Below are 25,582 nucleotides of genomic sequence, written 5' to 3'. Positions count from 1 at the left end.
ATTATATTACAGGAGGCAAAGCTAGGTATGAAATCACAAGTATCTTGGAAAGTAGGCGGACAACAAGGTGAAGGAATTGAATCGACTGGAGAAATCTTTGCCACAGCAATGAACCGTGAAGGGTATTATCTCTACGGATACAGACATTTCTCAAGCCGTATTAAAGGCGGACATACCAATAATAAAATCAGGGTATCAACAACACCTGTACATGCGATCAGCGATGATTTAGATATTCTAATCGCATTTGATCAAGAAACGATTGAATTAAACCATCATGAAATGCGTGATGACAGCGTAATTATTGTAGATGCAAAAGCAAAACCGTCTCGTCCTGAAAATTGTAAAGCCCAACTGATCGTACTGCCTTTTACAGATATCGCAAAAGAGTTAGGTACAAAATTAATGAAAAACATGGTCGCAATTGGTGCAACATGTGCCATTATGGATTTAGATATCAAATCTTTCGAATCTTTAATTGCGAATACATTCGGTAAAAAAGGCGAAAATATTGTAGACATGAACGTTCAAGCGTTACATGCAGGCTATGAAGCTATGAAAGAAGAAATGACAGACTTAAAAGGTGACTACCACCTTGAAGCAAGCCAGTCTGAGCCGCATTTATATATGATCGGTAACGATGCGATTGGTTTAGGTGCGATTTCAGCGGGTTCTAAATTTATGGCTGCTTATCCGATTACACCAGCATCAGAAATCATGGAATATATGATTGAAAACTTACCAAAAGTAAATGGTGCAGTTATCCAAACTGAGGATGAAATTGCGGCTGCGACAATGGCTATCGGTGCAAACTATGCAGGTGTCCGTGCATTTACAGCATCAGCAGGACCTGGCTTGTCGTTAATGATGGAATCTATCGGGTTATCAGGTATGACTGAAACACCGTTAGTGATTGTGAATACACAACGTGGCGGTCCATCAACAGGCTTACCGACAAAAGAAGAACAATCTGACTTAATGCAGATGATTTATGGTACGCATGGCGATATTCCTAAAATTGTCGTAGCACCGACAGATGCTGAAGATTCGTTCTATTTAACAGTTGAAGCTTTCAACTTAGCTGAAGAATACCAATGCCCAGTCATTATCTTAAGTGATTTACAATTAGCATTAGGTAAACAAACTGTTGAACAATTAGATTTCAGTCGTGTAGAAATTAAACGTGGCGAGTTGCTGCAAAGTGATATTGAAAGAGATGAAGATGATAAATCTTACTTCAAACGTTATGCATTAACAGCAAGCGGTGTATCACCACGACCAATTCCAGGTGTTAAAGGCGGTATTCATCATGTGACAGGTGTAGAACACAGTCCAGAAGGTAAACCTAGCGAGTCTGCACAAAACCGTCAAGAACAAATGGACAAACGTATGCGTAAGACAGAAAAGTTATTAATCAATGAACCTGTGATTGACGATCAACCGTATGATGAAGCGGATATCTTATATATTGGTTTCATTTCAACAAAAGGTGCAATTCAAGAAGGTAAAGCACGTCTTGAAGATGAAGGTATTAAAGTCAATCATTTACAAATTAAACAATTGCATCCGTTCCCTACACAAATTGTGCAAGAAGCGGTAGATAAAGCGAAAAAAGTAGTTGTTGTTGAACATAACTATCAAGGACAACTTGCGAATATATTAAAAATGAATGTGAACGTCCATCAAAAATTAATCAATCAAACGAAGTATGATGGTACACCATTCTTACCACATGAAATTGAAGAAAAAGGTTTAGAAATTGCCAAAGAAACTGAAGGAGTGGTTACAGGTGGCAACATTTAAAGATTTTAGAAATAACGTTAAGCCTAACTGGTGTCCAGGTTGCGGTGACTTCTCAGTCCAAGCAGCGATTCAAAAAGCAGCTGCAAATGTAGGCTTAGAACCAGAAGAAGTAGCATTAATTACAGGTATCGGTTGTTCAGGTCGTTTATCAGGCTATGTTAACTCATATGGTATGCACGCGATTCACGGTCGTGCTTTACCGATTGCGCAAGGTGTTAAAATGGCCAATAAAGATTTAACAGTGATTTGTTCAGGCGGTGACGGAGATGGTTATGCGATTGGTATGGGTCATACCATTCATGCATTACGTCGTAACATGAACATTACGTACATCGTTATGGATAACCAAATTTATGGTTTAACTAAAGGACAAACATCACCATCATCAGCACCTGGCTTTGTGACAAAAACTACACCAAAAGGCAACATTGAACAAAACGTCGCACCGTTAGAATTAGCATTATCATCAGGTGCAACATTTGTAGGACAAGGTTTCTCAAGTGACATCAAAGGATTGACTGCTTTAATCGAAGAAGCAATCAACCATGATGGTTTCTCATTTGTGAACGTTTTCTCACCATGTGTGACTTATAATAAAGTAAATACGTATGATTGGTTTAAAGAAAATCTTGTATCTGTTGATGAATTAGAAGATTATGATCCATCAGATAAAGGTAAAGCAACACAAGCAGTTATCAATCATGAATCATTGCTGACAGGTATTGTATATCAAGATAAAGAAACACCTTCTTATGAATCACAATTAGAAGTGATGAGCGGAGAAGCTTTAGCTAAGCAAGATATTAACATTGACCAATCACAATTTGATGAACTAACAAAACAATTTATTTAAAATACAAAATAGCCTTCATATTCTTCAAATAACGGGTATAAGTTATTGTAAGGGTATGAAGGCTTATTTATGATTCTGAAAATATATTTATATGATTATTTTGTATATCCATTAAATTGGGATTGACTAAAGTTTAAAATAAAAGTTTGGCATACCGCTTAATCAGGGTAATGTTTAAATAAGTCGCATTTAAGAGGTGTACAAAATGAAGAAAGAGATAAACGGAAATGAAACTCCTATGACACAAGAGCACTTATTAAATAAAATTGCACATAATTACTTAGAAGGACAGCAAGTAGATCCTTCAAATGAACATATAATTGAAAATGAAACACCACAAGGGTATGATGCACGCATTTATTTATTAAAAAACGAAGCCAATCGAAAACATTTAGCACACTGTATTAGAGATTATATCAATGGACATCTCGTAAAAGTGTTAGTAGACGATCATTTATTAATCGATTTTACGGAAACAGCAAATAATGATCATACCCATTTCAAAAGTTTAAATGGAGAATTAATCAAACATTTTAATCGAGCAATCAGACAAATTAAAGGTGAAATTCCTTTTGATGAAGATAATCATCCTGTGCCTCTATATGTTAGACGAATCAGTGAAGGTGGTTTTAAAGTTTTGAAACTTGATGAAATCCACCGCCTAGTCTATAAAGAAATTGATCATCGCCTCATTATTATCAGCTGTTATTACCACACTGTATGATTTCCATAAAACTAAGATAGAATATTCGATAGAAAATATAAATTTTGATACAGTAAAGTTAATGAAATAGTGAAAAGAGGTTTGAAAGATGCAAGATACATTGATGAGTATTCAAGTATTACCTAAAACCCCCAATGGTGAAGACGTTATTCCATATGTTGATGAAGCGATTTCTATTATTGAACAATCTGGATTAAAATTTAGAGTATCGCCATTAGAAACAACCGTTCAAGGCACAATGAGCGAGTGTTTGATTTTAATTCAAAATATTAATGACAGAATGGTCGAACTAGAAGTACCAAGTGTCATCAGTCAAGTGAAGTTCTATTATGTACCGACTGGTATTACAATGGAAGATTTGACCGCAAAATATGATTAATAAATATTATTTGCTAAAGCATTCCTAATTACAGGAGTGCTTTTTTGTTTTATCAAACAACCTAATTATAAAAATAATAAAAAATAGAAGCGTCATTGACACAATAGTCTGAATATTAATATAATAATTTCATATAAGCGGCATAGAGATAACAGCAAGAGGAGGAATTATATGAAGAAACGATGGTTTAAGTTAGCGATAGTTTTACTATCACTGTTATTAGTACTATCAGCATGCGGCAGCAAAAAGTCGGATTCTGATAATACTAAGGGTTCAAGCAGTACGGGCAAGAGTGACAAAAAAGGCGGTACATTAAATATTGGTACAGGTGCACCACCAGAAGGTAACTTCTCTGGTATTTTTGCATCATCAGTTACTGATTCAGGTGTTATCGGATTATTCAGTGATGGATTATTCAAAATGGATGATCATTTACAATTAGAACCAAACTTAGTGTCATGGAAAGAAATCGAACCTGCTAAGAAATATAAATTCACATTGAAAAAAGGTGTGAAATGGCAAGATGGTAATCCATTAACAATCAATGACTGGATTTTCACATTAGAAACATTAGCAAATCCTGACTACGATGGTCCACGTTATGACAACGTAGATTGTATCGAAGGGGCACAAGCGAAAAAAGAAGGTCAAGCGGATACAATTTCAGGTATCAAAAAGATTGATGACTACAATGTAGAAATCACATTCAAAGAGAAAAAAGTTAATAACTTATTGAAAATTTATGCTGGCGACTTATTGAGTGAAAAAATCTTTAAAGATATTCCAGTTAAAGATATGGCAAAATCAGACGCTGTTCGTAAACATCCAATCGGTTATGGAGCATTCAAAGTTAAAAAAATCGTAGATGGCGAATCAGTACAATTAGAGAAAAACAAAGATTACTGGAAAGGTGAACCAAAGCTCGACAAAATCAACTACAAAGTTGTAGACCAAAACGCGATGGTTAAAGCTCTTCAAAACGGCGACATCGACATGGTAGGTCAAGGTACACCACCAATGGCAAAACAAGTTAAAGACTCTAAAGCAGACAACATTAAAGTATTAACAGCACCATCAACACAATACATGATTATCGGATTTGTATTAAACAAATATGATAAAAAAGCAATGAAAGTCGGAGAACCACTTCCTAAATACCAAGATGTACGTTTAAGAAAAGCAATGGATTATGCGATCAATAAAGATGAATGGATTAAAGCATTCATGTATGGTTACGCTAAACCAACGAACTCATTAATTCCAACAAGTCACTGGGTATCTCAAGGTAATAAAGGCTTAGAAGACTATAGCTACAATGTTAAAAAAGCGAAAAAATTATTAGATGAAGCAGGATATAAAGATAGAGACGGCGATGGTTTCAGAGAAGACCCTAAAGGTAAAAAATTCGAAATCAGCTTGAAACACTATGCAGGTACAAACCCAACATTTGAACCAAGAACTGCAGCACTTAAAGGTTATTGGGAAAAAGTTGGCTTGAAAACTAAAGTCAGCATGGTTGAATTCAGTAAATATAATGCAGATTTAGAAAAATCAGACGGTAACGTTGAAGTTTATGTCAGAGGATGGCAACAAGGGGCTGACCCAGATCCATCAGGTTTATATAAATCAAATGCATTATGGAATGAATCACGTTACAACAACCCAGAATCAGATAAATTATTAGCAGAAGCTACTGATTTTGATGTTGTAGGAAACGACAAAGAAAAACGTAAAGATATCTACTTGAAATGGCAAAAACTTTGGAATAAAGATGTTCCAGTTATCCCTCTTGTAGAACTTGAAGATATTACTTTAGTTAGCAATAAAGTTAAAAACTTTGAAGTTTCATTCAAAGGTTCTAACCCTGCAAATGAATGGACTGTAGAAAAATAATTTTGCATGAAAAGCCTCGATTATTTTCGAGGCTTTTTCTAAGCAAAAAAAGGGAGTGTTGAAATTGACATCGAGGAATATTTTAGAAATAACACAATTAAAAACCAGCTTTTACATAAAGAAAGAATGGCATTCTGCAGTTAATGATATTAATTTGTCAGTTGAAGAAGGGGAGATTCTTGGGATCGTAGGTGAATCAGGATCAGGTAAATCTGTATTAAGTTTATCTGTGATGCAGTTATTACCAGAAAAAATTGCCAAGATTGAAGAAGGAGAAATCGTCTTTAAAGGTAAGCGTGTCGACAACATCAGTGAGAATGACTATAACCAACTAAGAGGTAAAGAACTCTCAATGATTTTCCAAGAACCGATGACAGCTTTAAATCCAGTATTTACAATTGGTAATCAGCTTACTGAAAAAATCATGCTGCATTTGAAATTGAATAAATCAGAAGCGAGAGCCAAAGCGATTGATTTGCTGAACCAAGTAGGTATTCCGCGTGCCGCAGAAGTCATTGATAACTATCCGCATCAATTATCAGGGGGGATGAGACAGCGTGTCATGATCGCATTAGCTATTTCTTGTAGTCCTGATTTGTTAATCGCTGATGAGCCTACCACTGCCTTAGACGTTACAGTACAAGCCCAAATTTTAGAGTTGTTACGTAAAATCAGAAAAGAAACGAATATGTCTATCATCTTCATTTCGCATGACTTAGCTGTTATCTCAGAACTCTGTGACCGCGTTGCCGTAATGTATGCCGGTAATATTATTGAAACTGGCACGACAAATGAAATTTTCAAATCTCCGAAACACCCTTATACACAAGCTTTAATCAGATCGATACCTAAATTAGACAGTGATGTTGAAAAATTAGAAGTCATTGAAGGTAGTGTCCCTTCACTTGTAAATATGCCGAAAGTAGGATGTAAATTCGCAAATAGATGTCCGCATGTTATGAATATCTGTAAAACTGAAAACGTCGCTTTAAAATCGATTGACGCAAAACATAAAGTCGCTTGTCATTTATATGACGAGCAATAATGGAGGAACGATATGGATAAAAAGACAATCTTAGAAGTAAACAATCTTAAGCAATATTATCCAATTAAAGGTGGGTTTTTTCGTAGAACAATCGGTCAAGTTAAAGCAGTAGACGGTATCAGTTTTAAAATTAATGAAGGAGAAACAATGGGGCTTGTTGGTGAATCAGGCTGTGGTAAATCGTCAGCAGGACGCATCATTTTAAGATTACAGACACCGACAGATGGTACTGTTTTATTCGATGGCGAGGATATCACAAAGATTCAAGGTAGAAAGTTGAGAGAAGCGAGACAAGGTTTTCAAATGGTCTTTCAAGATCCTTATGCATCATTAAACCCGCTTCAAATGGTCGGCGATATCGTCGCTGAACCGATTAAAAACTATCATAAAATATCTAAAGAAGAACTCGAAAAAGAAGTCAAAGCACTGCTTGTCAAAGTAGGACTAAACACAGAAGACTATTATAAATATGCACATGAATTTTCAGGAGGTCAAAGACAAAGGGTCGGTATTGCACGTGCACTCGCTTTGAAACCAAAACTCATCATTTTAGATGAACCTGTCAGTGCGTTAGATGTTTCTGTACAATCTCAAGTTTTGAACTTATTAGATGATTTGCAAGAAGAGTTTAATCTCAGCTATTTATTCATCGCCCATGACTTAAGTGTCGTAAAGCATGTGAGTGATTACATTGGAGTTATGTATCTCGGACACATTGTAGAACAAGGTCCGTCAGATGAAATTTATAACAATCCTAAACATCCGTACACACAAGCTTTGATTTCAGCTATTCCTGAAATTGATCCAGAAAAAAGAAAAGAACGTATTTTATTAACAGGTGATTTACCTTCTCCTGCCAATCCACCGACAGGGTGCCCATTCCATACCCGTTGTCCGATTGCTCAAGAAGCGTGTAAAACAACTAAGCCAAAGTATAAAGAAGTCAGTCAAAATCATTTCGCAGCATGCTTATTGATTGAGGAAGAGGTGGAAAAATGATTCAGTTAATTGTTCGTCGCTTATTATTGATGATTCCGTTATTATTCTTAATTTCAATCGTTATCTTCGGTATTGCGAAAATGCAGCCGGGTGATGCTTTTACAGGATCTGTAACGTCAACTGATAGTTCAGCATCTAAATATATTGAACAGCAAAGAAAAAAATTAGGCTATGACCAGCCGATTCATGTGCAATATATGAAATGGGCTGAAAAAATCGCTCAAGGTGATTTAGGTGAATCTGTACGATTCAAACGTCCAGTTTTAGATTTAATTAAAGAAAGAATGCCAAACACAATTACACTAGGTACATTAAGTTTGATATTTACTTATATTTTAGCGTTTCCGCTTGGTATTGTTTCAGGACGGAAACCGTACTCACCTTTAGATTATTCTATACAAATCGCGAACTATTTCTTACTCGCGTTACCATCATTTGTAGCGGGTGTGTTCGCAATTTATTTATTTGCTTTCCAATTAAACTGGTTCCCATTCCAAGGCTCAGTGACGATTGGTTTGGAAGAAGGTACATTCCCGTACTATATGAGTAAAATTTATCATGCCTTATTGCCTGCATTAATTCTAGGTATTATGTCGACAGCAGGTTACGTACAATTCTTAAGAAATGATATTATCGAAAATTCACGTAAAGACTATGTCAGAACAGCACGTTCAAATGGTATTTCAGAAAACAAAATTTACAACAAACATATTTTAAGAAACTCAGTCATTCCGATTGTGACATTCTTCGGTGGAGATGTGTTATCTATCTTCGGCGGGGCTGTAATTACTGAAACGATTTTCTCTTATCCTGGTATCGGTAAATTATTAATTGAAGCAATCAGCGGTAAAGACTATCCATTAATGATGGCATTACTTTTATTCTTTGCATTTTTAGGACTATTAGCGAACTTAATATCCGACATCACATACAGTATTGTAGACCCTAGAATTAAGAGCAACTAAGGAGGAGAAAACATGTCTAAAAAATCAAAAAAGAAACATGAAAGTTATTCACCGCTGAGAACAGCCATGATTCACTTCACACATAATAAATTAGCAATGACAGCGCTGATTACATTAATTGCGATATTTGTGATTTCAATGTTATCTCCACTGCTTGCGCCGTACGATCCAAACTTACAAAATTTGGTTTATATTAAAGGGGATATGTCACCAGAACACTGGTTAGGCACAGATGCCGGTGGACGTGATATTTTAAGTCGTCTGCTTTATTCTGGTCGTGTCTCTATGGTCTTTGGGATTGTGACAACTGCCGGAATTTTAATCATCGGTTTGATTGTCGGAATGATTTCAGGTTACTATGGCGGCAAAGTAGATACCATTTTAATGCGTTTTACTGAGTTTGTTATGTTGTTCCCATTCATTCCATTCGCAATCGTATTAAATGCGACATTCAGTGACAAAATCAAAAATCCATATGGCTCAGCGTTTATTTTAGCTGCCGTAATCATTACTTTATCATGGGTTGGGATTGCCAGATTAACACGTGGTAAAGTCATGCAGGAAAAAGAAAATGAATATTTCTTAGCGGCTGTTTCAATTGGAACACCTGTTTATAAAATTATGTTAAAACACTTACTTCCAAATATTTTAAGTGTCATCATTGTACAAGCAACATTATTATTTGCGGTACAAATCGTGGCAGAAGCAGGTTTGAGTTTCCTTGGTTTCGGTATTGCGAAAACAACACCGACATGGGGGAATATGTTATCGGATGCGCAAGAAGCGGATGTATTAAGCAGTAAACCATGGATTTGGATGCCACCAGCGATGATTATTACGATTACAATTTTATGTATCAACTTCGTGGGTGAAGGATTAAAAGATGCTTTGAACCCTAAATCTAAACACTAATCAAAGAGTCGGTCACATTGACCGGCTTTTTCTTATGAGAACAAGAATCATTTTGCACTTTTATGATAAACCATATATAATGTAATAATGATAAATCGGGGATATAGAAAGGATTTTGCGAAGTGAATGAAGAACAAAGAAAAGCAGGTTCTTTAGACGTCATTGCTCAACGAAATAAAAAAGAAAAAGATTATAGTCAGTACTTCGAAACAGTGTATCAACCTCCTAGTTTAAAAGAAGCCAAAAAACGCGGTAAAGAAGAAGTAAAATATAATCGTGATTTCCAAATAGATGAAAAGTTTAAAGATATGGGTAAAGGCCGTACGTTCTTTATTAAAACATACGGTTGTCAAATGAACGCACATGACACAGAAGTAATGGCAGGTATTTTTGAGGCACTTGGTTATACGTTAGCAGACGACATGTTGAAAGCGGATGTTATTTTACTGAATACTTGTGCAATCCGTGAGAATGCGGAGAATAAAGTGTTCAGTGAAATCGGTAATTTAAAACATTTAAAACGTGATCGTCCAGATTGTTTAATCGGTGTTTGCGGTTGTATGTCACAAGAAGAATCAGTAGTAAATAAAATCTTAAAATCATTCCAAAATGTGGACATGATTTTCGGTACGCATAATATTCATAAGTTGCCTGAAATTTTAGAAGAAGCTTATTTATCTAAAGCAATGGTCATTGATGTATGGTCAAAAGAAGGCGATGTTATTGAAAACTTGCCTAAAGTACGTGATGATTATTTCAAAGCTTGGGTCAATATTATGTACGGTTGTGATAAGTTCTGTACATATTGTATTGTTCCGTTTACACGCGGTAAAGAACGTAGCCGTAGACCAGAAGACATTATTGAAGAAGTCCGTGATTTAGCACGTCAAGGTTATAAAGAGATTACATTATTAGGACAAAATGTTAACTCATATGGTAAGGACTTACAAGATATTGAATATGGTTTAGGCGATTTATTTGAAGATATCGCTAAAATTGATATCCCACGTGTTCGCTTCACAACAAGTCATCCATGGGACTTCACAGACCACATGATTGAAGTTATTGCCAAAGGCGGCAATATTGTTCCACATATTCATTTACCGGTACAATCTGGTAATGATGCCGTACTTAAAATTATGGGACGCAAATATACACGTGAAAGTTATTTAGATTTAGTAAATCGTATCAAAGCAGCAATTCCAGATGTTGCGTTAACGACAGATATCATTGTCGGTTATCCAAATGAAACTGAAGAACAATTTGAAGAGACTTTATCACTATATGATGAAGTTGAATTCGAACATGCGTATACGTACCTTTATTCACAACGTGATGGTACACCAGCAGCACGTATGAAAGATAACGTGGCAACTGAAGTGAAGAAAGAACGTTTACAACGATTGAATAAAAAAGTCGGTTATTATTCAGAACGTGCCTTAAAAGCATACGAAGGTGAAGTGGTCACTGTATTATGTGAAGGCAGCAGTAAAAAAGATGAAAATGTTTTAGCAGGTTATACTGAGAAAAATAAACTTGTCAATTTCAGAGGACCTAAAGAAGCAATTGGTCAATTAGTGAAAGTGAAAATTGATGAAGCGAAACAATATTCTTTAAACGGTACATTCTTAAATATTGTGGAAGCTGAAGCGGTTGAAGCATAATGTACGATAAAGCAGAGATTATCGCTAAGGCACAAGCACTCAGTGATCAAATAAAAGCTTTAGAAACCGTTAAAGAATATCAAAAAGTTGAACAACAAATACATCGTAATCATCATATCGATGCGTGGATGGCTGATTTGAAACAACGACAAAAGCAATCAGTCAATTTGCAGAACTACGGCAAAATGGAAGCTTTCAAGCGTAGTGAAGCAGAGATTGCGGAGATTCAACAAAAAATCAATGCGTTGCCGATTGTGACAGAGTTTCGTGATGCCCAAGCAGATGCGAATGATTTATTGCAGATGATGATTAATACGATGGCTGATCAGTTAAATGCAGCGCACCACAAGCAGTAACTTTAAATTATAAGTGAAAGGGCGTTTTTTATTGTGAATGTAAGAAAGCTTACACTGACTTCAATGTTTATCGCCATTAATGTGGTTTTAAGCAGTTTGATTGTTATCCCTATTGGACCGATTAAAGCAGCACCGATTCAGCATATGATTAATGTGCTATGTGCTGTATTTGTAGGACCGTGGTTTGGATTGGCACAAGCCTTTCTATCTTCTGTAATTAGAATGATGTTCGGCACAGGATCTGCTTTTGCGTTTCCTGGCAGTATGATTGGTGTATTGTTGGCAAGTGCACTTTACCGCTACCGTAAACATTTATTTATGGCAGCTATCGGTGAAGTCATCGGTACAGGATTAATCGGAAGTTTTATGTGTATTCCATTAGCATTCGTACTCGGTTTACAACATTTTGCGATTAAACCTTTAATGGCAGCCTTTATTACTTCAAGTGCTGTCGGTGCTTTTATCAGCTATGTTGTATTAATGATATTATTTAAAAAAGGTAAACTCTCTCGTTGGTTGCCTAAAGATTAATAAATAAGACCCCATTTGTTTCTTAAATGAAGTGAATGGGGTCATTGTTATATCTTGTGGTTTTTATAACTAAATATTGTTTTAGTCATAGAAAGAAAATACTAGTAAACTGTTAGAATCTCATACATGAAATAACTATATGTGGTCAATTAGTACTATTTTTGATCACGTAACTGAATATACTGATCGATATAATTTGAAAATGCACCATCTACACCTGCATTCAGCAATGCTTGCATCTCTGGTTGTGTATTTACTGTATATGGATGAACAAGTAAGTCGTGACGATGTGCTTTGTCGACATTTTGTGGTGTCGCATCATGATACTCAGGGCCGACACCTTGTGCATAAGATGAAATAAAGTCTAGTTGTTGATCAGTATAAGCGGATAATTGACCAATATCTGTTAGTTGAATAAGCGGAATATGGCTATTTAAGCGTTGCATCTTCAGTAAGCTTTCTTGTGAGAAGCTTTGAATCACAACTTGTCCGTTTTTTAGTTTTGCAGGAGTTAATAAGCCATGTTGATTCAGTGTTTGAAGTAATTTTTCTTCCATACCTGGATACACATCTGGTGACTTTGTCTCGATATAATAATTAGTATCTTGACCATAACGATTTAAAATCTCGTCAAGCGTCGGAATTTTTGCGCCTTCATATTCAGGTTTCGCATATTGTGGATTTTCAACGTTAAACCAAGTACCGACATCCATTTGTTTCAGTTGTTCTGTCGTATAATTTTTGACGGGACTATGGAATTTTCCACCAGTTGTACGATCTACCGTTTCATCATGCATCGCGATAAGATTGCCGTCTTTAGTCATCTGTAAATCTAATTCAATATAGTCTGCGTTAAGTTCATGTTTCGCTTTGTCATATGCGAAGAAAGTATGTTCAGGTGCATAACCACTCGCGCCACGATGTGCAATTGAAACATTTTGATTTAAGATGTTATGCGGATGATTAGACATATTTTTTGTAGATTGGTTATGCGCATTTGAAGCTGGACCGATAGTGTCGGTGCTCGCATAAGAAGCTTGGGAAGTTGCGAGAAGTGCAGTAGAAATCATGAGAGTAGAAAAAATAGTTGATTTAATTTTCATATGTATTCATGCTCCTTTGTTTAAGATATTTTCATGATAGCTTAAGATTTAAGGGGAATTGCACATATTTACTATAAGTTTATAAAAGTTAACTATGGTTTTATGATTTATTATTATTTTTAAAATTAGATTAAAATTACAGTGTAAAGACGATACTCGTTTGTGAGAACATAATTTGTTAAAATAGATGAGTTAAGACAAGTGAAAAGAATATGAATTTCCTATACAATCACTTATAATGATTAAACCTAAAATTAGAAGGAATGATTGAAAATCATGACAAATGTAACGCCGATGATGCAGCAATATTTAAAAATTAAATCACAATATCAAGACTGCTTACTGTTTTTCAGACTAGGCGATTTTTATGAAATGTTTTATGAAGATGCTAAAGTCGCATCGAAAGTGTTAGAAATCACGTTGACGAAGCGTGATGCGAAAAAAGAAAATCCGATACCCATGTGCGGGGTGCCGTATCATTCAGCAGAAAGCTATATCGAAACTTTAATTAATAACGGCTATAAAGTGGCCATTTGTGAACAAATGGAAGATCCGAAGGTTACAAAAGGCATGGTACGCCGTGAAGTCATCCGCGTCGTTACACCTGGTACGATTATGAACCAGGGCGGTGTTGATGAGAAACAAAACAACTATATTTTAAGCTTCGTCAGAGAAAATGGTGACATTGCGTTAAGTTATTGCGATGTTTCTACTGGTGAATTAAAAGTTACACACTTTAAAGATGAAAGTATGTTGCTGAATGAAATCACAACGATTAATCCAAATGAAATTGTGACAGCAGAAACAGTAGAAGAAAACTTAAAACAACAAATGTCGCTTGCGACTGAAACGTTGACTGTTGTAGATGATATCACGAATCAAGACTATCCAGTGAATCAAGTAGAAGATGACTTGATGCATCGTGCTGTACAAGTCTTATTAGATTATATTCATCACACACAAAAACGAAACTTAGATCATATTGAAGATGTCAAAGTGTACGAAGCAGTAGACTTTATGAAAATGGATTATTATGCGAAACGTAATTTAGAGTTAACAGAAAGTATCCGTTTGAAGTCTAAAAAAGGTACTTTATTATGGTTGATGGATGAAACGAAAACACCGATGGGTGCACGTCGTTTAAAACAATGGATAGATCGTCCATTAATTTATAAACAAGCTATTAATGAACGTTTAGATGCAGTGTCTCAATTGATAGACCGCTTCATCGAACGTGATACTCTCCGTAAATACTTAAACCAAGTCTATGATATTGAACGCCTTGTAGGACGTGTCAGTTATGGTAACGTCAATGCACGTGATTTAATCCAATTGAAGCACTCAATATCTGAAATTCCGAATATCAAAGCTTTACTCGATGAATTTGACCAACAGCTGCCAGAACAATTCAGACAGTTAGAGCCTTTAGATGATTTACTCGATTTATTAGAACAAAGTATCGTGGAAGAACCTCCGATTTCTGTAAAAGATGGTGGTTTATTTAAACAAGGCTTCAATGAACAGCTTGATGAATATTTAGAAGCGTCAATTAATGGGAAACAATGGCTTGCGCAACTTCAAGCAAAAGAACGAGAGCGCACTGGCATTCGCTCATTAAAAATCAGCTTCAACAAAGTATTCGGTTACTTTATCGAAATTACGCGTGCGAATCTAAAAGACTTTGAACCTGCTGATTATGGCTATACACGTAAACAAACTTTATCGAATGCGGAACGTTTTATTACTGACGAATTAAAAGAAAAAGAAGATTTGATTTTAGGCGCAGAAGATAAAGCGGTTGAATTAGAGTATCAATTATTTGTGAAATTGAGAGAAGCAGTTAAAACTTATACTGAACGTCTTCAAAAACAAGCAAAATTAATTTCAGAAATTGACTGTCTTCAAAGTTTTGCGGAAATCGCGCAAAAATATAACTACGTCAGACCTGAGTTCAGTGAAGATAAAACATTGAACTTAGTCGATTCACGCCATCCAGTGGTAGAACGTGTGATGGATTATAATGATTATGTACCTAATGATTGTTACTTAGATGATGAACAATTTATTTACTTAATTACTGGACCGAATATGTCAGGTAAATCAACATACATGCGTCAAATTGCGATTATTAGTATTATGGCGCAAATGGGGGCATATGTTCCATGTGGTGAAGCAGTTTTACCGATTTTTGATCAAATCTTTACGCGTATCGGTGCAGCGGATGATTTAGTTTCAGGTAAAAGTACGTTCATGGTAGAAATGTTAGAAGCACAAAAAGCTTTAACTTATGCGACTGAAGACAGCTTGATTATCTTCGATGAAATCGGTCGTGGTACTTCTACATTTGATGGTTTAGCACTCGCTCAAGCCATGATTGAATATGTAGCACAAACGTCTCATGCGAAGACTTTATTCTCTACTCACTACCATGAGCTGACAACATTAGATCAATCGTTAGCATGTCTTAAAAATGTACATGTCGCAGCAAATGAATATCAAGGCGAATTGATCTTCCTGCATAAAGTCAAAGAGGGTGCAGTAGATGACAGTTATGGTATTCAAGTTGCGAAATTAGCAGACTTACCTGATGAAGTGATTGACCGTGCACAAGTGATTTTAGATGCCTTTGAAGCAAAAGATAAACCACAGCCGCATATTCCGACGAATGAAACATCAGAAATGCAGGTGGCTGAAAGCACAGAAGAAACAAAACAGTCTAAAGGAAATGAAGCAGAGTTCTTCCAAGGTACCTTTGACTTATTTGATAGTGCGCCGAAAGAAAGTGCGATAGAAGCGGAATTGAAACAACTTAATATTTCTAATATGACACCGCTTGAAGCATTGATTAAATTAAACGAATTACAAAATCAATTAAAATAGAGGTGACGAATCATGGGCAAAATTAAAGAATTACAAACTTCACTCGCTAATAAAATTGCGGCGGGTGAAGTCGTAGAACGTCCTGGATCAGTCGTCAAAGAATTACTCGAAAATGCCCTTGATGCACAAGCAAGTGAAATTAATATAGAAGTTAAACAGTCTGGCATTGAATCTATTCGTGTTGTAGATAATGGAACAGGTATAGAGGAAGATGACTTGAAGTTAGTCTTTCATCGTCATGCGACGAGTAAGTTAAGTGAAGATAACGACTTATTCCATATAAGAACATTAGGCTTTCGTGGTGAAGCCTTGGCCAGTATTTCTTCTGTAGCAAAAGTGACATTAAAAACATGTACAGACGGACAAAACGGTCATGAAATTTATGCAGAAGATGGCGCAATTTTAAACCAAAAGCCGGCGAAAGCGAAACAAGGGACAGATATTTTAGTAGAATCCTTGTTTTATAATACGCCAGCACGTTTGAAATATGTGAAGAGCTTGTATACAGAATTAGGCAAGATTACAGATATCGTCAACCGTATGGCCATGAGTCATCCAGATGTGCGTTTCACTTTAGTTTCAGATGGTAAAGTGCTGATTAAAACAAATGGTTCTGGACGTACGAATGAAGTGATGGCAGAAATATACGGTATGAAAGTGGCTAAAGATTTAGTACATATTACAGGTGATACGAGTGATTACCACCTAGAAGGTTATGTCGCTAAACCAGAACATTCACGTAGTAACCGTCACTATATTTCTATTTTTATCAATGGACGTTATATTAAGAATTTCATTTTAAATAAAGCCATTTTAGAAGGGTATCATACGTTGCTGACAATCGGCCGTTATCCTATTTGTTATATCAATATTGAAATGGATCCAATTTTAGTAGATGTTAATGTGCATCCTACAAAATTAGAAGTCAGACTTTCTAAAGAAGAACAGTTATATGATTTAATTGTGGAAAAAATTAGAGATGCGTTTAAAGATAAAATCTTAATTCCACACAATGATGAAAATAAATTGTATAAAAAGAACAAAGTGTTGGAATCATTTGAACAACAGAAATTAGATTTTGAAAAAAGAAACCAGCAACAATCTACTCAAACTTCGAATGATTTGCCTACTACTGAATCAGAGCCAGAAGTTCCCAATGAACAGGTCTCTGAAAAGAATACATCAACTTCAGATTATCAAGCGTATCAAGAGATGCAAAAAGCAATGTTGTCTGATTTAGAAGAAAAAGATAATCAATCTGATAATGACGATGCATTATTAAATGAAAATGAAGCTACAACACATACACCAGAAGAAGCAGCGTATGGCGCACAACCAACACCAGATGTTCGTGAAACACAAAACGCGCAACCTAAACACCGTGTGCCATATATGGAAGTAGTTGGCCAAGTTCACGGAACATATATTATTGCGCAAAATGAGACTGGCATGTTTATGATTGACCAGCATGCAGCACAAGAACGCATTAAATATGAGTATTTCCGTGAGAAAATTGGAGAAGTAACGAATGAAGTTCAGAATTTATTAATACCGTTAACGTTCCATTTTTCAAAAGATGAACAAATGATTATTGATGAGTTCAAGGATGAATTAGATAAAGTAGGGGTACATTTAGAACCGTTCGGTGCGCATGACTATATCGTGAATAGTTATCCTGTCTGGTTCCCTAAAGCAGAGGCAGAAGAGATTATTCAAGATATGGTAGAGTATGTGTTAGAACATAAAAAAGTAGAGATTAAGAAGATTAGAGAAGAAGCGGCCATCATGATGAGCTGTAAAAAATCTATTAAAGCCAATCATTATTTACGAAATCATGAAATGGCGGACTTAATTGATCAGTTGAGAGAAATGGAAGACCCATTTACTTGTCCGCATGGTCGTCCGATTATCATCAGTTTTTCAAATTATGAAATGGAGCGTTTATTCAAACGTATCCAGTAAAGGAGATATGAGCTTGAAACCACACATTTTACCTGCAATCCGTGAAATGCGCGATTTAGAAAAATTGGTGAAAACGGATTATCCTACTTGCGTGTTATTGGATGCGCATATCGGTCATTTACAAAGTATTACCGATTTATTGAAACAACACAGCATGGAAATGTATATTCATGTGGATTTAACAAGGGGTATTGCGCACGATGAGTTCGGTTGTGAATATTTGATTCAAAAATTCAAGCCGAAAGGTATTGTGTCGACGAAACCTAAAGTGATTAAAAAAGCAAAGACATTAAAAGTAACGACAATTTTACGTGTCTTTATTATTGATAGTCATGCGCTTAAACGTAGTATTGCCTTAATCCAACAAGTAAAGCCGGATTTTGTGGAAGTATTACCTGGAGTTGCAAGCAAGGTAATACAGAAAATTTATGATGAAACAAAGACACCTGTGATTGCTGGCGGGCTGATTGATTTAGAAGAAGAAGTACAAGAAGCCGTAACAAGTGGTGCGGAATATGTTACAACGAGCAATAAAACATTATGGTAAATTTTTGGAACGTAATTTTGTGAAATTGTGAATAATTATTGACAACGCTTTCATAAAAAGATATTCTGTTAATAAGTTAATATAAATATTGATAGAGATAGGAGACTTCTACATTGTATTCAATTATGTAGGAGTCTTTTTGTCTTTTTTAAGGAGTGAATTAAGATGAGTCCATATTTTGCGGAATTTCTAGGGACAGCCATTCTGATTTTATTTGGGGGCGGCGTGGTTGCCAATTTGAACTTAGCAAAATCAAAAGGTTTAGGCAGTGATTGGATTAATATTTCGCTTGGTTGGGGGCTTGCGGTAACACTAGGTGTTTATGCAGTCGGAACTTTTTCAGGTGCACATTTAAATCCAGCTGTGACAGTTGCTTTTGCGATGGATGGCGGTATTGAATGGTACAAAGTGCCAGGTTATATCATCTGTCAAATGCTCGGCGGTATTGTCGGAGGCTTTTTAGTTTGGTTAATGTATTTACCGCACTGGAAAGTGACTGAAGATCAAGGTGCAAAATTAGCAGTGTTTTGTACAGCACCAGGTATCAAAAATTACTATGCTAACTTTTTCAGTGAAATTATCGGTACAGCAGCATTAACATTAGGCTTATTATTTATTGGTATTAATAAGTTCACTGAAGGCTTAAATCCGATTATTGTCGGTGGTTTGATTGTGGCAATTGGTTTAAGTTTAGGTGGCCCGACAGGTTATGCGATTAATCCAGCGCGTGATTTAGGTCCGCGTATTGCACACGCATTATTACCGATTGCAGGTAAAGGTAATTCAAATTGGTCTTATGCGATTGTGCCTGTGCTAGGTCCAATTGCAGGCGGTATGTTAGGTGCTTGTATTTACCGTGCAGCTTATAAAGAAACATTTGATGCATTATCTGTTGTGGCGATTTTATTAACTGCAGCAACTTTAATTTTAGGTGTTGTGTTAAATAAAATCGATAAGAAAGACATTGGTACGATTTACTAATCAAAGTGTTTACAGGCTTAGATAATTCGGGGAACAGTTAAAACATTAATAACATGTTAAAATCAGGGTTAAGGAGTGGCTTACTATGGAAAGATATATTATGTCAATAGACCAAGGTACTACAAGTACACGTGCAATATTATTCAATAAAGAAGGAGAAATTGTCTCAACAGCACAACGTGAATTCACACAACATTTCCCACATTTAGGTTGGGTGGAACATGATGCGAATGAAATTTGGACATCCGTGTTGTCTGTCATTGCGACAGTGTTGAATGACGATAATATTTATCCGCATCAAATCAGCGGTATCGGTATTACAAACCAAAGGGAAACAACTATCATTTGGGATAAACATACTGGTCGTCCGATTTATAATGCGATTGTGTGGCAATCTCGTCAAACACAAGATATTGTACAATCATTACGTGATCAAGGTTATGAAGATACCTTCCGTGAGAAAACAGGTTTAGTTCTTGATCCATATTTCTCTGGTACTAAAATCAAATGGATTTTAGACAATGTGGAAGGCGCAAGAGAAAAAGCTGAAAACGGCGATTTATTATTCGGTACAGTAGATTCATGGATTGTCTGGAAATTATCAGGGGGCGCTGCGCATGTGACGGATTATACGAATGCCAGCCGTACATTAATTTACAATATCCATGACTTAAAATGGGATGATGAATTATTAGAAATTCTAGACATTCCAAAACAAATGTTGCCGGAAGTTCATGAATCAAGTGAGATTTATGCGAAAACAAAAGATTATCATTTCTTCGGACAAGAAGTACCGATTGCGGGAATCGCAGGGGATCAGCAAGCAGCCTTATTCGGACAAGCATGCTTCGAACGTGGTGAAGTGAAAAACACGTACGGTACAGGTGGATTCATGTTAATGAACACTGGTAAAGAAGCGATTCAATCTGATAACGGTTTATTAACAACAATCGCATTCGGCTTAGATGGCGAAGTGAATTATGCATTAGAAGGTTCTATTTTCGTCTCTGGCTCAGCTATTCAATGGTTGCGAGATGGTTTACGTATGATTAACTCAGCACCTGAATCTGAAAACTATGCGAACCGTATTGAATCAAGTGATGGCGTTTATGTGGTGCCTGCATTTGTTGGACTCGGTACACCATATTGGGATGCGAATGCGCGTGGTGCAGTATTTGGTATTACACGTGCGACTGAGAAAGAACACTTTATCAGAGCAACGTTAGAATCTATTTGTTACCAAACACGTGATGTGGTTGAAGCGATGATTCAAGACTCAGGTATTGAAGTGAAGAATATCCGTGTAGATGGTGGTGCTGTTAAGAACAACTTCTTAATGCAGTTCCAAGCAGATATTCAAAACATTACAGTAGAACGTCCTGAAATCAATGAAACGACTGCGTTAGGTGCTGCTTATCTTGCAGGACTTGCGGTAGGTTTCTGGGATAGTAAAGCAGAAATTGCGAACCGTTGGAAATTAGATCAAGCTTTCGAACCTGAAATGGATGAAAAAGAAAGAGAAAAATTATATAAAGGTTGGAAAAAAGCTGTAGAAGCAACACAAGTCTTCAAGCTGGACGACTAATTAGACGACTGATTTCTAACTATGTTATACTAAAGACAAGTTAATATCTATGACTCGAGAATGAGAGAACTGTTCACACCATTTTTAATGTATGGGATAGGTCTCTCATTTTTTAATTTATTTTGCGTTAAATTCGCATCTCGACTTGTCTCATGCATTCATAACAGAATATTTTAGGAGGCGTTGTTCAATGAGTTTATCAACATTAAACAGAGATGTAATTAAAGGAAGATTGAAAGAGGAAGACTATGATGTCGTTATCATCGGCGGCGGTATTACAGGTGCCGGCATTGCGTTAGATGCGGCAGACCGCGGTATGAAAGTGGCATTAGTAGAAATGCAAGACTTTGCGCAAGGAACAAGTTCTCGTTCTACTAAATTAGTTCATGGCGGTTTACGCTACTTAAAACAATTTCAAGTCGGGGTTGTAGCAGAAACTGGACGTGAACGTGCGATTGTTTATGAAAATGGTCCGCATGTAACAACACCGGAATGGATGTTGTTACCGATGCATAAAGGCGGTACATTCGGTAAATTTACAACTTCTATCGGTTTAGCGATGTATGACCGTTTAGCAGGGGTTAAAAAATCAGAACGCAAGAAAATGTTGAACAAAAAAGAAACATTAGAAAAAGAACCATTAGTTAAAAAGAAAGGCCTAAAAGGCGGCGGTTACTATGTAGAATATCGTACAGATGATGCACGTTTAACAATTGAAGTCATGAAACGTGCAGCGGAAAAAGGTGCAGATATTCTTAACTATACGAAATCAATGAATTTCACATACAATGACAACGAAAAAGTGAATGGCATTCAAGTGACTGACATGTTGACGGATGAAGCTTATACCATTCACGCTAAAAAAGTCATTAATGCCAGTGGCCCATGGGTAGATGAAGTCAGAGGCGCTGATTATTCTAGAAACAATAAACAATTACGCTTAACTAAAGGTGTGCATATTGTTATCGATCAATCTAAATTCCCATTACAACAAGCGGTTTATTTCGATACAAAATCAGATGGCAGAATGATTTTTGCGATTCCTCGTGAAGGTAAAGCGTATATCGGCACAACTGACACATTCTATAACAATGACAAAGCGTCACCACTACCAACACAAGAAGACCGTGATTACCTAGTCGATGCAGTGAACTATATGTTCCCAGGATTAGATATAACAGATAAAGATATCGAATCATCTTGGGCAGGTATCAGACCATTGATTTTAGAAGAAGGTAAAGACCCATCTGAAATTTCACGTAAAGATGAAATCTGGGAAGGTAAATCTGGCCTATTAACAATTGCGGGCGGTAAATTAACAGGTTATCGTCATATGGCAAAAGGCATTGTGGACTTATTAGCAAAACGTTTACAACAAGACTTCGGTAAGAAATTCGGTCCATGCGAAACAAAACATCTGACAATATCAGGCGGAGATGTCGGCGGCAGTGCGAATTTCGATCACTTTGTAGAAGAAAAAGTAGCTGAAGCTAAGAAATATCAAATTGACGCAAAAACTGCTAAAGATATTGCACAACGTTATGGTTCAAACGCAGATGAAATCTATAAAATTGCGCATACGGCACAATATCAAAACTCAGGATTGCCATTAGAAATCTATGCTGAATTGGTATATGGTATTCAAAATGAAATGGTTTATAAACCAACAGATTTCTTAATCCGTAGAACAGGTATGTTGTACTTCGATATTGAAGATGTCTTGAAATATAAAGAAGCGGTTGTAGATGTATTAGCACAACTATTAAACTATGATGAAATTCAACGTTCATTGTATACAGAAGAATTAGAAGAAGCGATTAATGAAGCAAGAACTGCGAATAATCAACCTGCTGAATAAAGCAAAATAGAGTATCAAAATGAGTTGGGACGAAGTTCCAGCTCATTTTTGTTGTCCTATTATTAAAGAGTGCAGTTTTTTTACTATTTAGGTAAATGAAAGCCTATTTCAAGAATTTGGGGTCTGTTTTATAATAGAAGGGTAAGACATCTAGTGAAGGCATCTTAGAATAATAAAAAGTTAGACGGGAGTGTAGTCAATGTGTCCTAACACATTTAAGGTAACAGTTGAAGATGGTACAAATATTGAAGTTAAATTAGATAAAGCGAATAAAACACGAATTGGTATTGTACATATTTTTCATGGTATGGCTGAACATATGGGACGTTATGATACATTTGTCGAATCGCTCAACCAACAAGGCTATGATGTGATTCGTCACAATCATCGAGGTCATGGTAAGGATATAGACGAAAGCACAAGAGGGCATTATGACAGTATTGAAAATGTTGCGGCGGATGCTTATGAAATTGCGCAAACGTTATATCCAGAAAGAGATGAACTGCCTTATATTGTGCTCGGCCATTCAATGGGATCGATTATTGCACGTAAATATGTTGAAATGTATCCTGATATGTCGCAAGGTTTGATTTTGACAGGTACAGGATTGTTCCCAAAATTAAAAGGGAAAATTTTGGCATCGTTAATGAAAATAATCACGATTGTATTTGGCAAACGCAGAAGACTCAGATGGGTCAACCGTCTAGCTTTCAGACCATTCAATCGAGGAATTCAAAACGTGCAAACTGAGAATGATTGGTTATCAACACAAAGAGAGGAAGTTGATAGATATTGTTCTGATCAGTATTGCGGATTCTTAGTCTCAAATCAGATTATTTATGAAACGCTGAATGAAATGATGAAAACCAGCACACCAAAAGAAATCAAAAAGATGAATGCAGATTTACCAGTCTTATTAATTTCTGGTAAAGATGATGCATTTGGAGACTATGGCAAAGGTATTCGCAGACTGGGTGTGGCAATGAAGAAAAATGGTGTAAAACACATTACGGTACAACTTTATCGTAATAAGCGACATGAAATTCTGTTTGAAGAAGACTATCATCAAACATGGAATAACATGTATGACTGGATTAAGAAAAATATCCTTAACAAATATAAGCAGGGGGATTAATATGAGCAACAATATAAAGCCCTTACTCGTTGTCATTGTAGGACCAACAGCGGTAGGGAAAACTGAATTAAGCATTGAAATTGCGAAAAAAGTTGATGGTGAAATTATCAGCGGTGATTCAATGCAGGTTTATAAAGGCATGGACATTGGGACAGCTAAAGCTACGCCTGAAGAGATGCAAAATATCCCTCATTATCTTATTGATATTTTAAATCCAGATGAATCATTTTCAGCATATGACTTCAAAGTTCGTGCTGAAGCATTAATTAAAGACATCACAGCGCGCGGTAAAGTTCCAATTATCGCTGGAGGTACGGGTCTTTATATTCAATCATTAATTTATAACTATCCATTTGATAAAGAAGAAGTTTCTGAAGAAACAGCACGTGCTGTACGTGAAAAGCTGGAGGAATTAGAAAGCTTGTCTAATGAAGCGTTACATCAATATCTCGCAAGCTTTGATGCGGAGTCTGCAGCGGATATTCACCCGAATAACCGTAAAAGAGTGTTGAGAGCGGTTGAATATTACTTAAAAACGAAAAAAAAATTAAGTAATCGCAAAAAAGTTCAACAATATACAGAAAATTATGATACATTATTAATAGGGGTAGAAACGTCGCGTGAAACTATGTATCAACGAATAAACAATCGTGTTGATCATATGATGAAAGCGGGTTTAATTAATGAAGTAGAGCAACTGCTGAGACAGGGTTTTACAAATTGTCAGAGCATGCAAGCAATAGGATATAAAGAGTTGATTCCTGCTATTGATCAAGACATTTCGATTGAACAAGCAGTTGACAAGTTAAAACAACACTCAAGAAATTACGCAAAACGTCAAATGACTTGGTTCAAAAATAAAATGAATGTGCAATGGTTTGATAGAGAGCAACAGCCACTTCCATTGATTCTAGATGACATTACTGCCCACATAAATAAAAAAAGGAGAGAATGCAATCATGAATGATAAAAGCATCCAAGAGAATTTTCTACAAGGTTTTAAAGACAGCAAAGAGGAGTTAACTGTTTTCTTATTAAACGGTTTCCAAATGAAAGGAACAATTGTAGAATTCGATGACACCGTTGTGAACTTATTCTCACAAGGCAAAAATCATTTAATTTACAAACATGCGATCAGCACATTCACACAAGAACCATCAGTGGTTGAGTAATTTGTTCGTTTGTTTAATTCTAAAACCCAATCATCAGGAAAAAACATCATGTAACGGTTAGATTGCATATAATCTCACAATAGATGAATCATGTTGAACTGAGTTTTAGTACAAATTTATTTATTTAATTAATTGGTATAGGTAAAAACACGAAGAGCAGCGTCTGGTATTAAGTGATATAACTTAGTGCATAGTCGTTGCTTTTTTGGCTCTCTGTCAAATAGGACTGGTGAGC

General features: G+C 36.1%; 22 protein-coding genes. 21 read left to right on the top strand and 1 reads right to left on the bottom strand.

The window, feature by feature from the left end; genetic code table 11:
* The first annotated feature begins 27 nt into the window (after positions 1-27).
* From HMPREF3031_RS06670 to thiW, 12 genes are all read left to right on the top strand, one after another.
* Positions 28-1,803 carry a 2-oxoacid:acceptor oxidoreductase subunit alpha gene (locus tag HMPREF3031_RS06670; protein WP_057509838.1) on the top strand — a complete coding sequence of 592 codons (1,776 nt, stop codon included), beginning with the start codon at positions 28-30 and terminating at the stop codon, positions 1,801-1,803.
* Entirely contained in the window at positions 1,790-2,656 is an 867-nt protein-coding gene (locus HMPREF3031_RS06665) for a 2-oxoacid:ferredoxin oxidoreductase subunit beta (RefSeq protein ID WP_002480738.1), read from the top strand. Before HMPREF3031_RS06670 ends, HMPREF3031_RS06665 begins: the two co-directional genes overlap by 14 nt.
* 205 nt (positions 2,657-2,861) lie before the next feature.
* Complete coding sequence (locus tag HMPREF3031_RS06660; RefSeq protein ID WP_002480739.1) at positions 2,862-3,380, top strand: type II toxin-antitoxin system YoeB family toxin; 519 nt, start codon at positions 2,862-2,864, stop codon at positions 3,378-3,380.
* Between the two features lie 88 nt (positions 3,381-3,468).
* Positions 3,469-3,759, top strand: coding sequence for a thiamine-binding protein (locus HMPREF3031_RS06655; protein WP_002480740.1), 291 nt, complete (start codon positions 3,469-3,471; stop codon positions 3,757-3,759).
* Between the two features lie 171 nt (positions 3,760-3,930).
* Entirely contained in the window at positions 3,931-5,652 is a 1,722-nt protein-coding gene (gene opp4A / locus HMPREF3031_RS06650; RefSeq protein ID WP_060803526.1) for an oligopeptide ABC transporter substrate-binding protein, read from the top strand.
* Positions 5,653-5,716: 64 nt separating this feature from the next.
* A complete protein-coding gene (locus HMPREF3031_RS06645; protein ID WP_002480742.1) occupies positions 5,717-6,697 on the top strand; it encodes an ABC transporter ATP-binding protein in 981 nt (326 codons plus the stop codon).
* 12 nt (positions 6,698-6,709) lie between these two features.
* A complete protein-coding gene (locus HMPREF3031_RS06640; protein WP_002480743.1) occupies positions 6,710-7,696 on the top strand; it encodes an ABC transporter ATP-binding protein in 987 nt (328 codons plus the stop codon).
* Positions 7,693-8,661, top strand: coding sequence for an oligopeptide ABC transporter permease (gene opp4B / locus HMPREF3031_RS06635; RefSeq protein WP_002480744.1), 969 nt, complete (start codon positions 7,693-7,695; stop codon positions 8,659-8,661). Before HMPREF3031_RS06640 ends, opp4B begins: the two co-directional genes overlap by 4 nt.
* Before the next feature lie 12 nt (positions 8,662-8,673).
* A complete protein-coding gene (opp4C, locus tag HMPREF3031_RS06630) occupies positions 8,674-9,573 on the top strand; it encodes an oligopeptide ABC transporter permease (protein WP_002480745.1) in 900 nt (299 codons plus the stop codon).
* A gap of 122 nt (positions 9,574-9,695) precedes the next feature.
* Entirely contained in the window at positions 9,696-11,237 is a 1,542-nt protein-coding gene (miaB, locus tag HMPREF3031_RS06625; protein ID WP_002480746.1) for a tRNA (N6-isopentenyl adenosine(37)-C2)-methylthiotransferase MiaB, read from the top strand.
* Positions 11,237-11,593 carry a YlbF/YmcA family competence regulator gene (locus tag HMPREF3031_RS06620; protein WP_002480747.1) on the top strand — a complete coding sequence of 119 codons (357 nt, stop codon included), beginning with the start codon at positions 11,237-11,239 and terminating at the stop codon, positions 11,591-11,593. The genes miaB and HMPREF3031_RS06620 overlap by 1 nt, the downstream gene beginning before the upstream one ends.
* Positions 11,594-11,626: 33 nt before the next feature.
* Positions 11,627-12,124, top strand: coding sequence for an energy coupling factor transporter S component ThiW (gene thiW, locus HMPREF3031_RS06615; protein WP_002480748.1), 498 nt, complete (start codon positions 11,627-11,629; stop codon positions 12,122-12,124).
* A gap of 155 nt (positions 12,125-12,279) precedes the next feature.
* Here thiW and HMPREF3031_RS06610 read toward each other — a convergent pair whose 3' ends face one another.
* On the bottom strand, positions 12,280-13,227 hold the full coding sequence (locus HMPREF3031_RS06610) for a glycerophosphodiester phosphodiesterase (RefSeq protein WP_070724774.1): 948 nt from the start codon (positions 13,225-13,227) through the stop codon (positions 12,280-12,282).
* A gap of 276 nt (positions 13,228-13,503) precedes the next feature.
* Here HMPREF3031_RS06610 and mutS point away from each other — a divergent pair, with 276 nt between their 5' ends.
* The 9 genes from mutS (at position 13,504) to hfq (ending at position 25,347) form a co-directional block, all read left to right on the top strand.
* Positions 13,504-16,107: a DNA mismatch repair protein MutS gene (gene mutS / locus HMPREF3031_RS06605; protein WP_037556462.1), complete on the top strand. Its 2,604-nt coding sequence runs from the start codon at positions 13,504-13,506 to the stop codon at positions 16,105-16,107.
* A gap of 12 nt (positions 16,108-16,119) precedes the next feature.
* The gene (mutL, locus tag HMPREF3031_RS06600; protein ID WP_002480751.1) at positions 16,120-18,069 is read left to right on the top strand and encodes a DNA mismatch repair endonuclease MutL; all 1,950 of its coding nucleotides are present in this window, start codon (positions 16,120-16,122) and stop codon (positions 18,067-18,069) included.
* A 13-nt stretch (positions 18,070-18,082) separates the two neighbouring features.
* Positions 18,083-18,616 carry a glycerol-3-phosphate responsive antiterminator gene (locus tag HMPREF3031_RS06595; RefSeq protein WP_002480752.1) on the top strand — a complete coding sequence of 178 codons (534 nt, stop codon included), beginning with the start codon at positions 18,083-18,085 and terminating at the stop codon, positions 18,614-18,616.
* Between the two features lie 165 nt (positions 18,617-18,781).
* Complete coding sequence (locus HMPREF3031_RS06590; RefSeq protein WP_002480753.1) at positions 18,782-19,597, top strand: MIP/aquaporin family protein; 816 nt, start codon at positions 18,782-18,784, stop codon at positions 19,595-19,597.
* Positions 19,598-19,682: 85 nt separating this feature from the next.
* Positions 19,683-21,182, top strand: a complete 1,500-nt coding sequence (gene glpK / locus HMPREF3031_RS06585) for a glycerol kinase GlpK (protein WP_002480754.1) — start codon at positions 19,683-19,685, stop codon at positions 21,180-21,182.
* Positions 21,183-21,372: 190 nt separating this feature from the next.
* Positions 21,373-23,040, top strand: coding sequence for a glycerol-3-phosphate dehydrogenase/oxidase (locus HMPREF3031_RS06580; protein WP_002480755.1), 1,668 nt, complete (start codon positions 21,373-21,375; stop codon positions 23,038-23,040).
* A gap of 199 nt (positions 23,041-23,239) precedes the next feature.
* Positions 23,240-24,175, top strand: a complete 936-nt coding sequence (locus HMPREF3031_RS06575) for an alpha/beta hydrolase (RefSeq protein ID WP_002480756.1) — start codon at positions 23,240-23,242, stop codon at positions 24,173-24,175.
* Between the two features lies 1 nt (position 24,176).
* A complete protein-coding gene (gene miaA, locus HMPREF3031_RS06570; protein ID WP_002480757.1) occupies positions 24,177-25,142 on the top strand; it encodes a tRNA (adenosine(37)-N6)-dimethylallyltransferase MiaA in 966 nt (321 codons plus the stop codon).
* Complete coding sequence (gene hfq / locus HMPREF3031_RS06565) at positions 25,135-25,347, top strand: RNA chaperone Hfq (protein WP_244968292.1); 213 nt, start codon at positions 25,135-25,137, stop codon at positions 25,345-25,347. The genes miaA and hfq overlap by 8 nt, the downstream gene beginning before the upstream one ends.
* Positions 25,348-25,582: the final 235 nt, after the last annotated feature.

Origin of the sequence: Staphylococcus sp. HMSC072B07 (assembly GCF_001815505.1) — a bacterium.
GTDB classification, from domain to species: domain Bacteria; phylum Bacillota; class Bacilli; order Staphylococcales; family Staphylococcaceae; genus Staphylococcus; species Staphylococcus simulans.
Note: the sequence above shows the minus strand (reverse complement) of the source record. Positions and strands in the feature narration are given on the sequence as shown.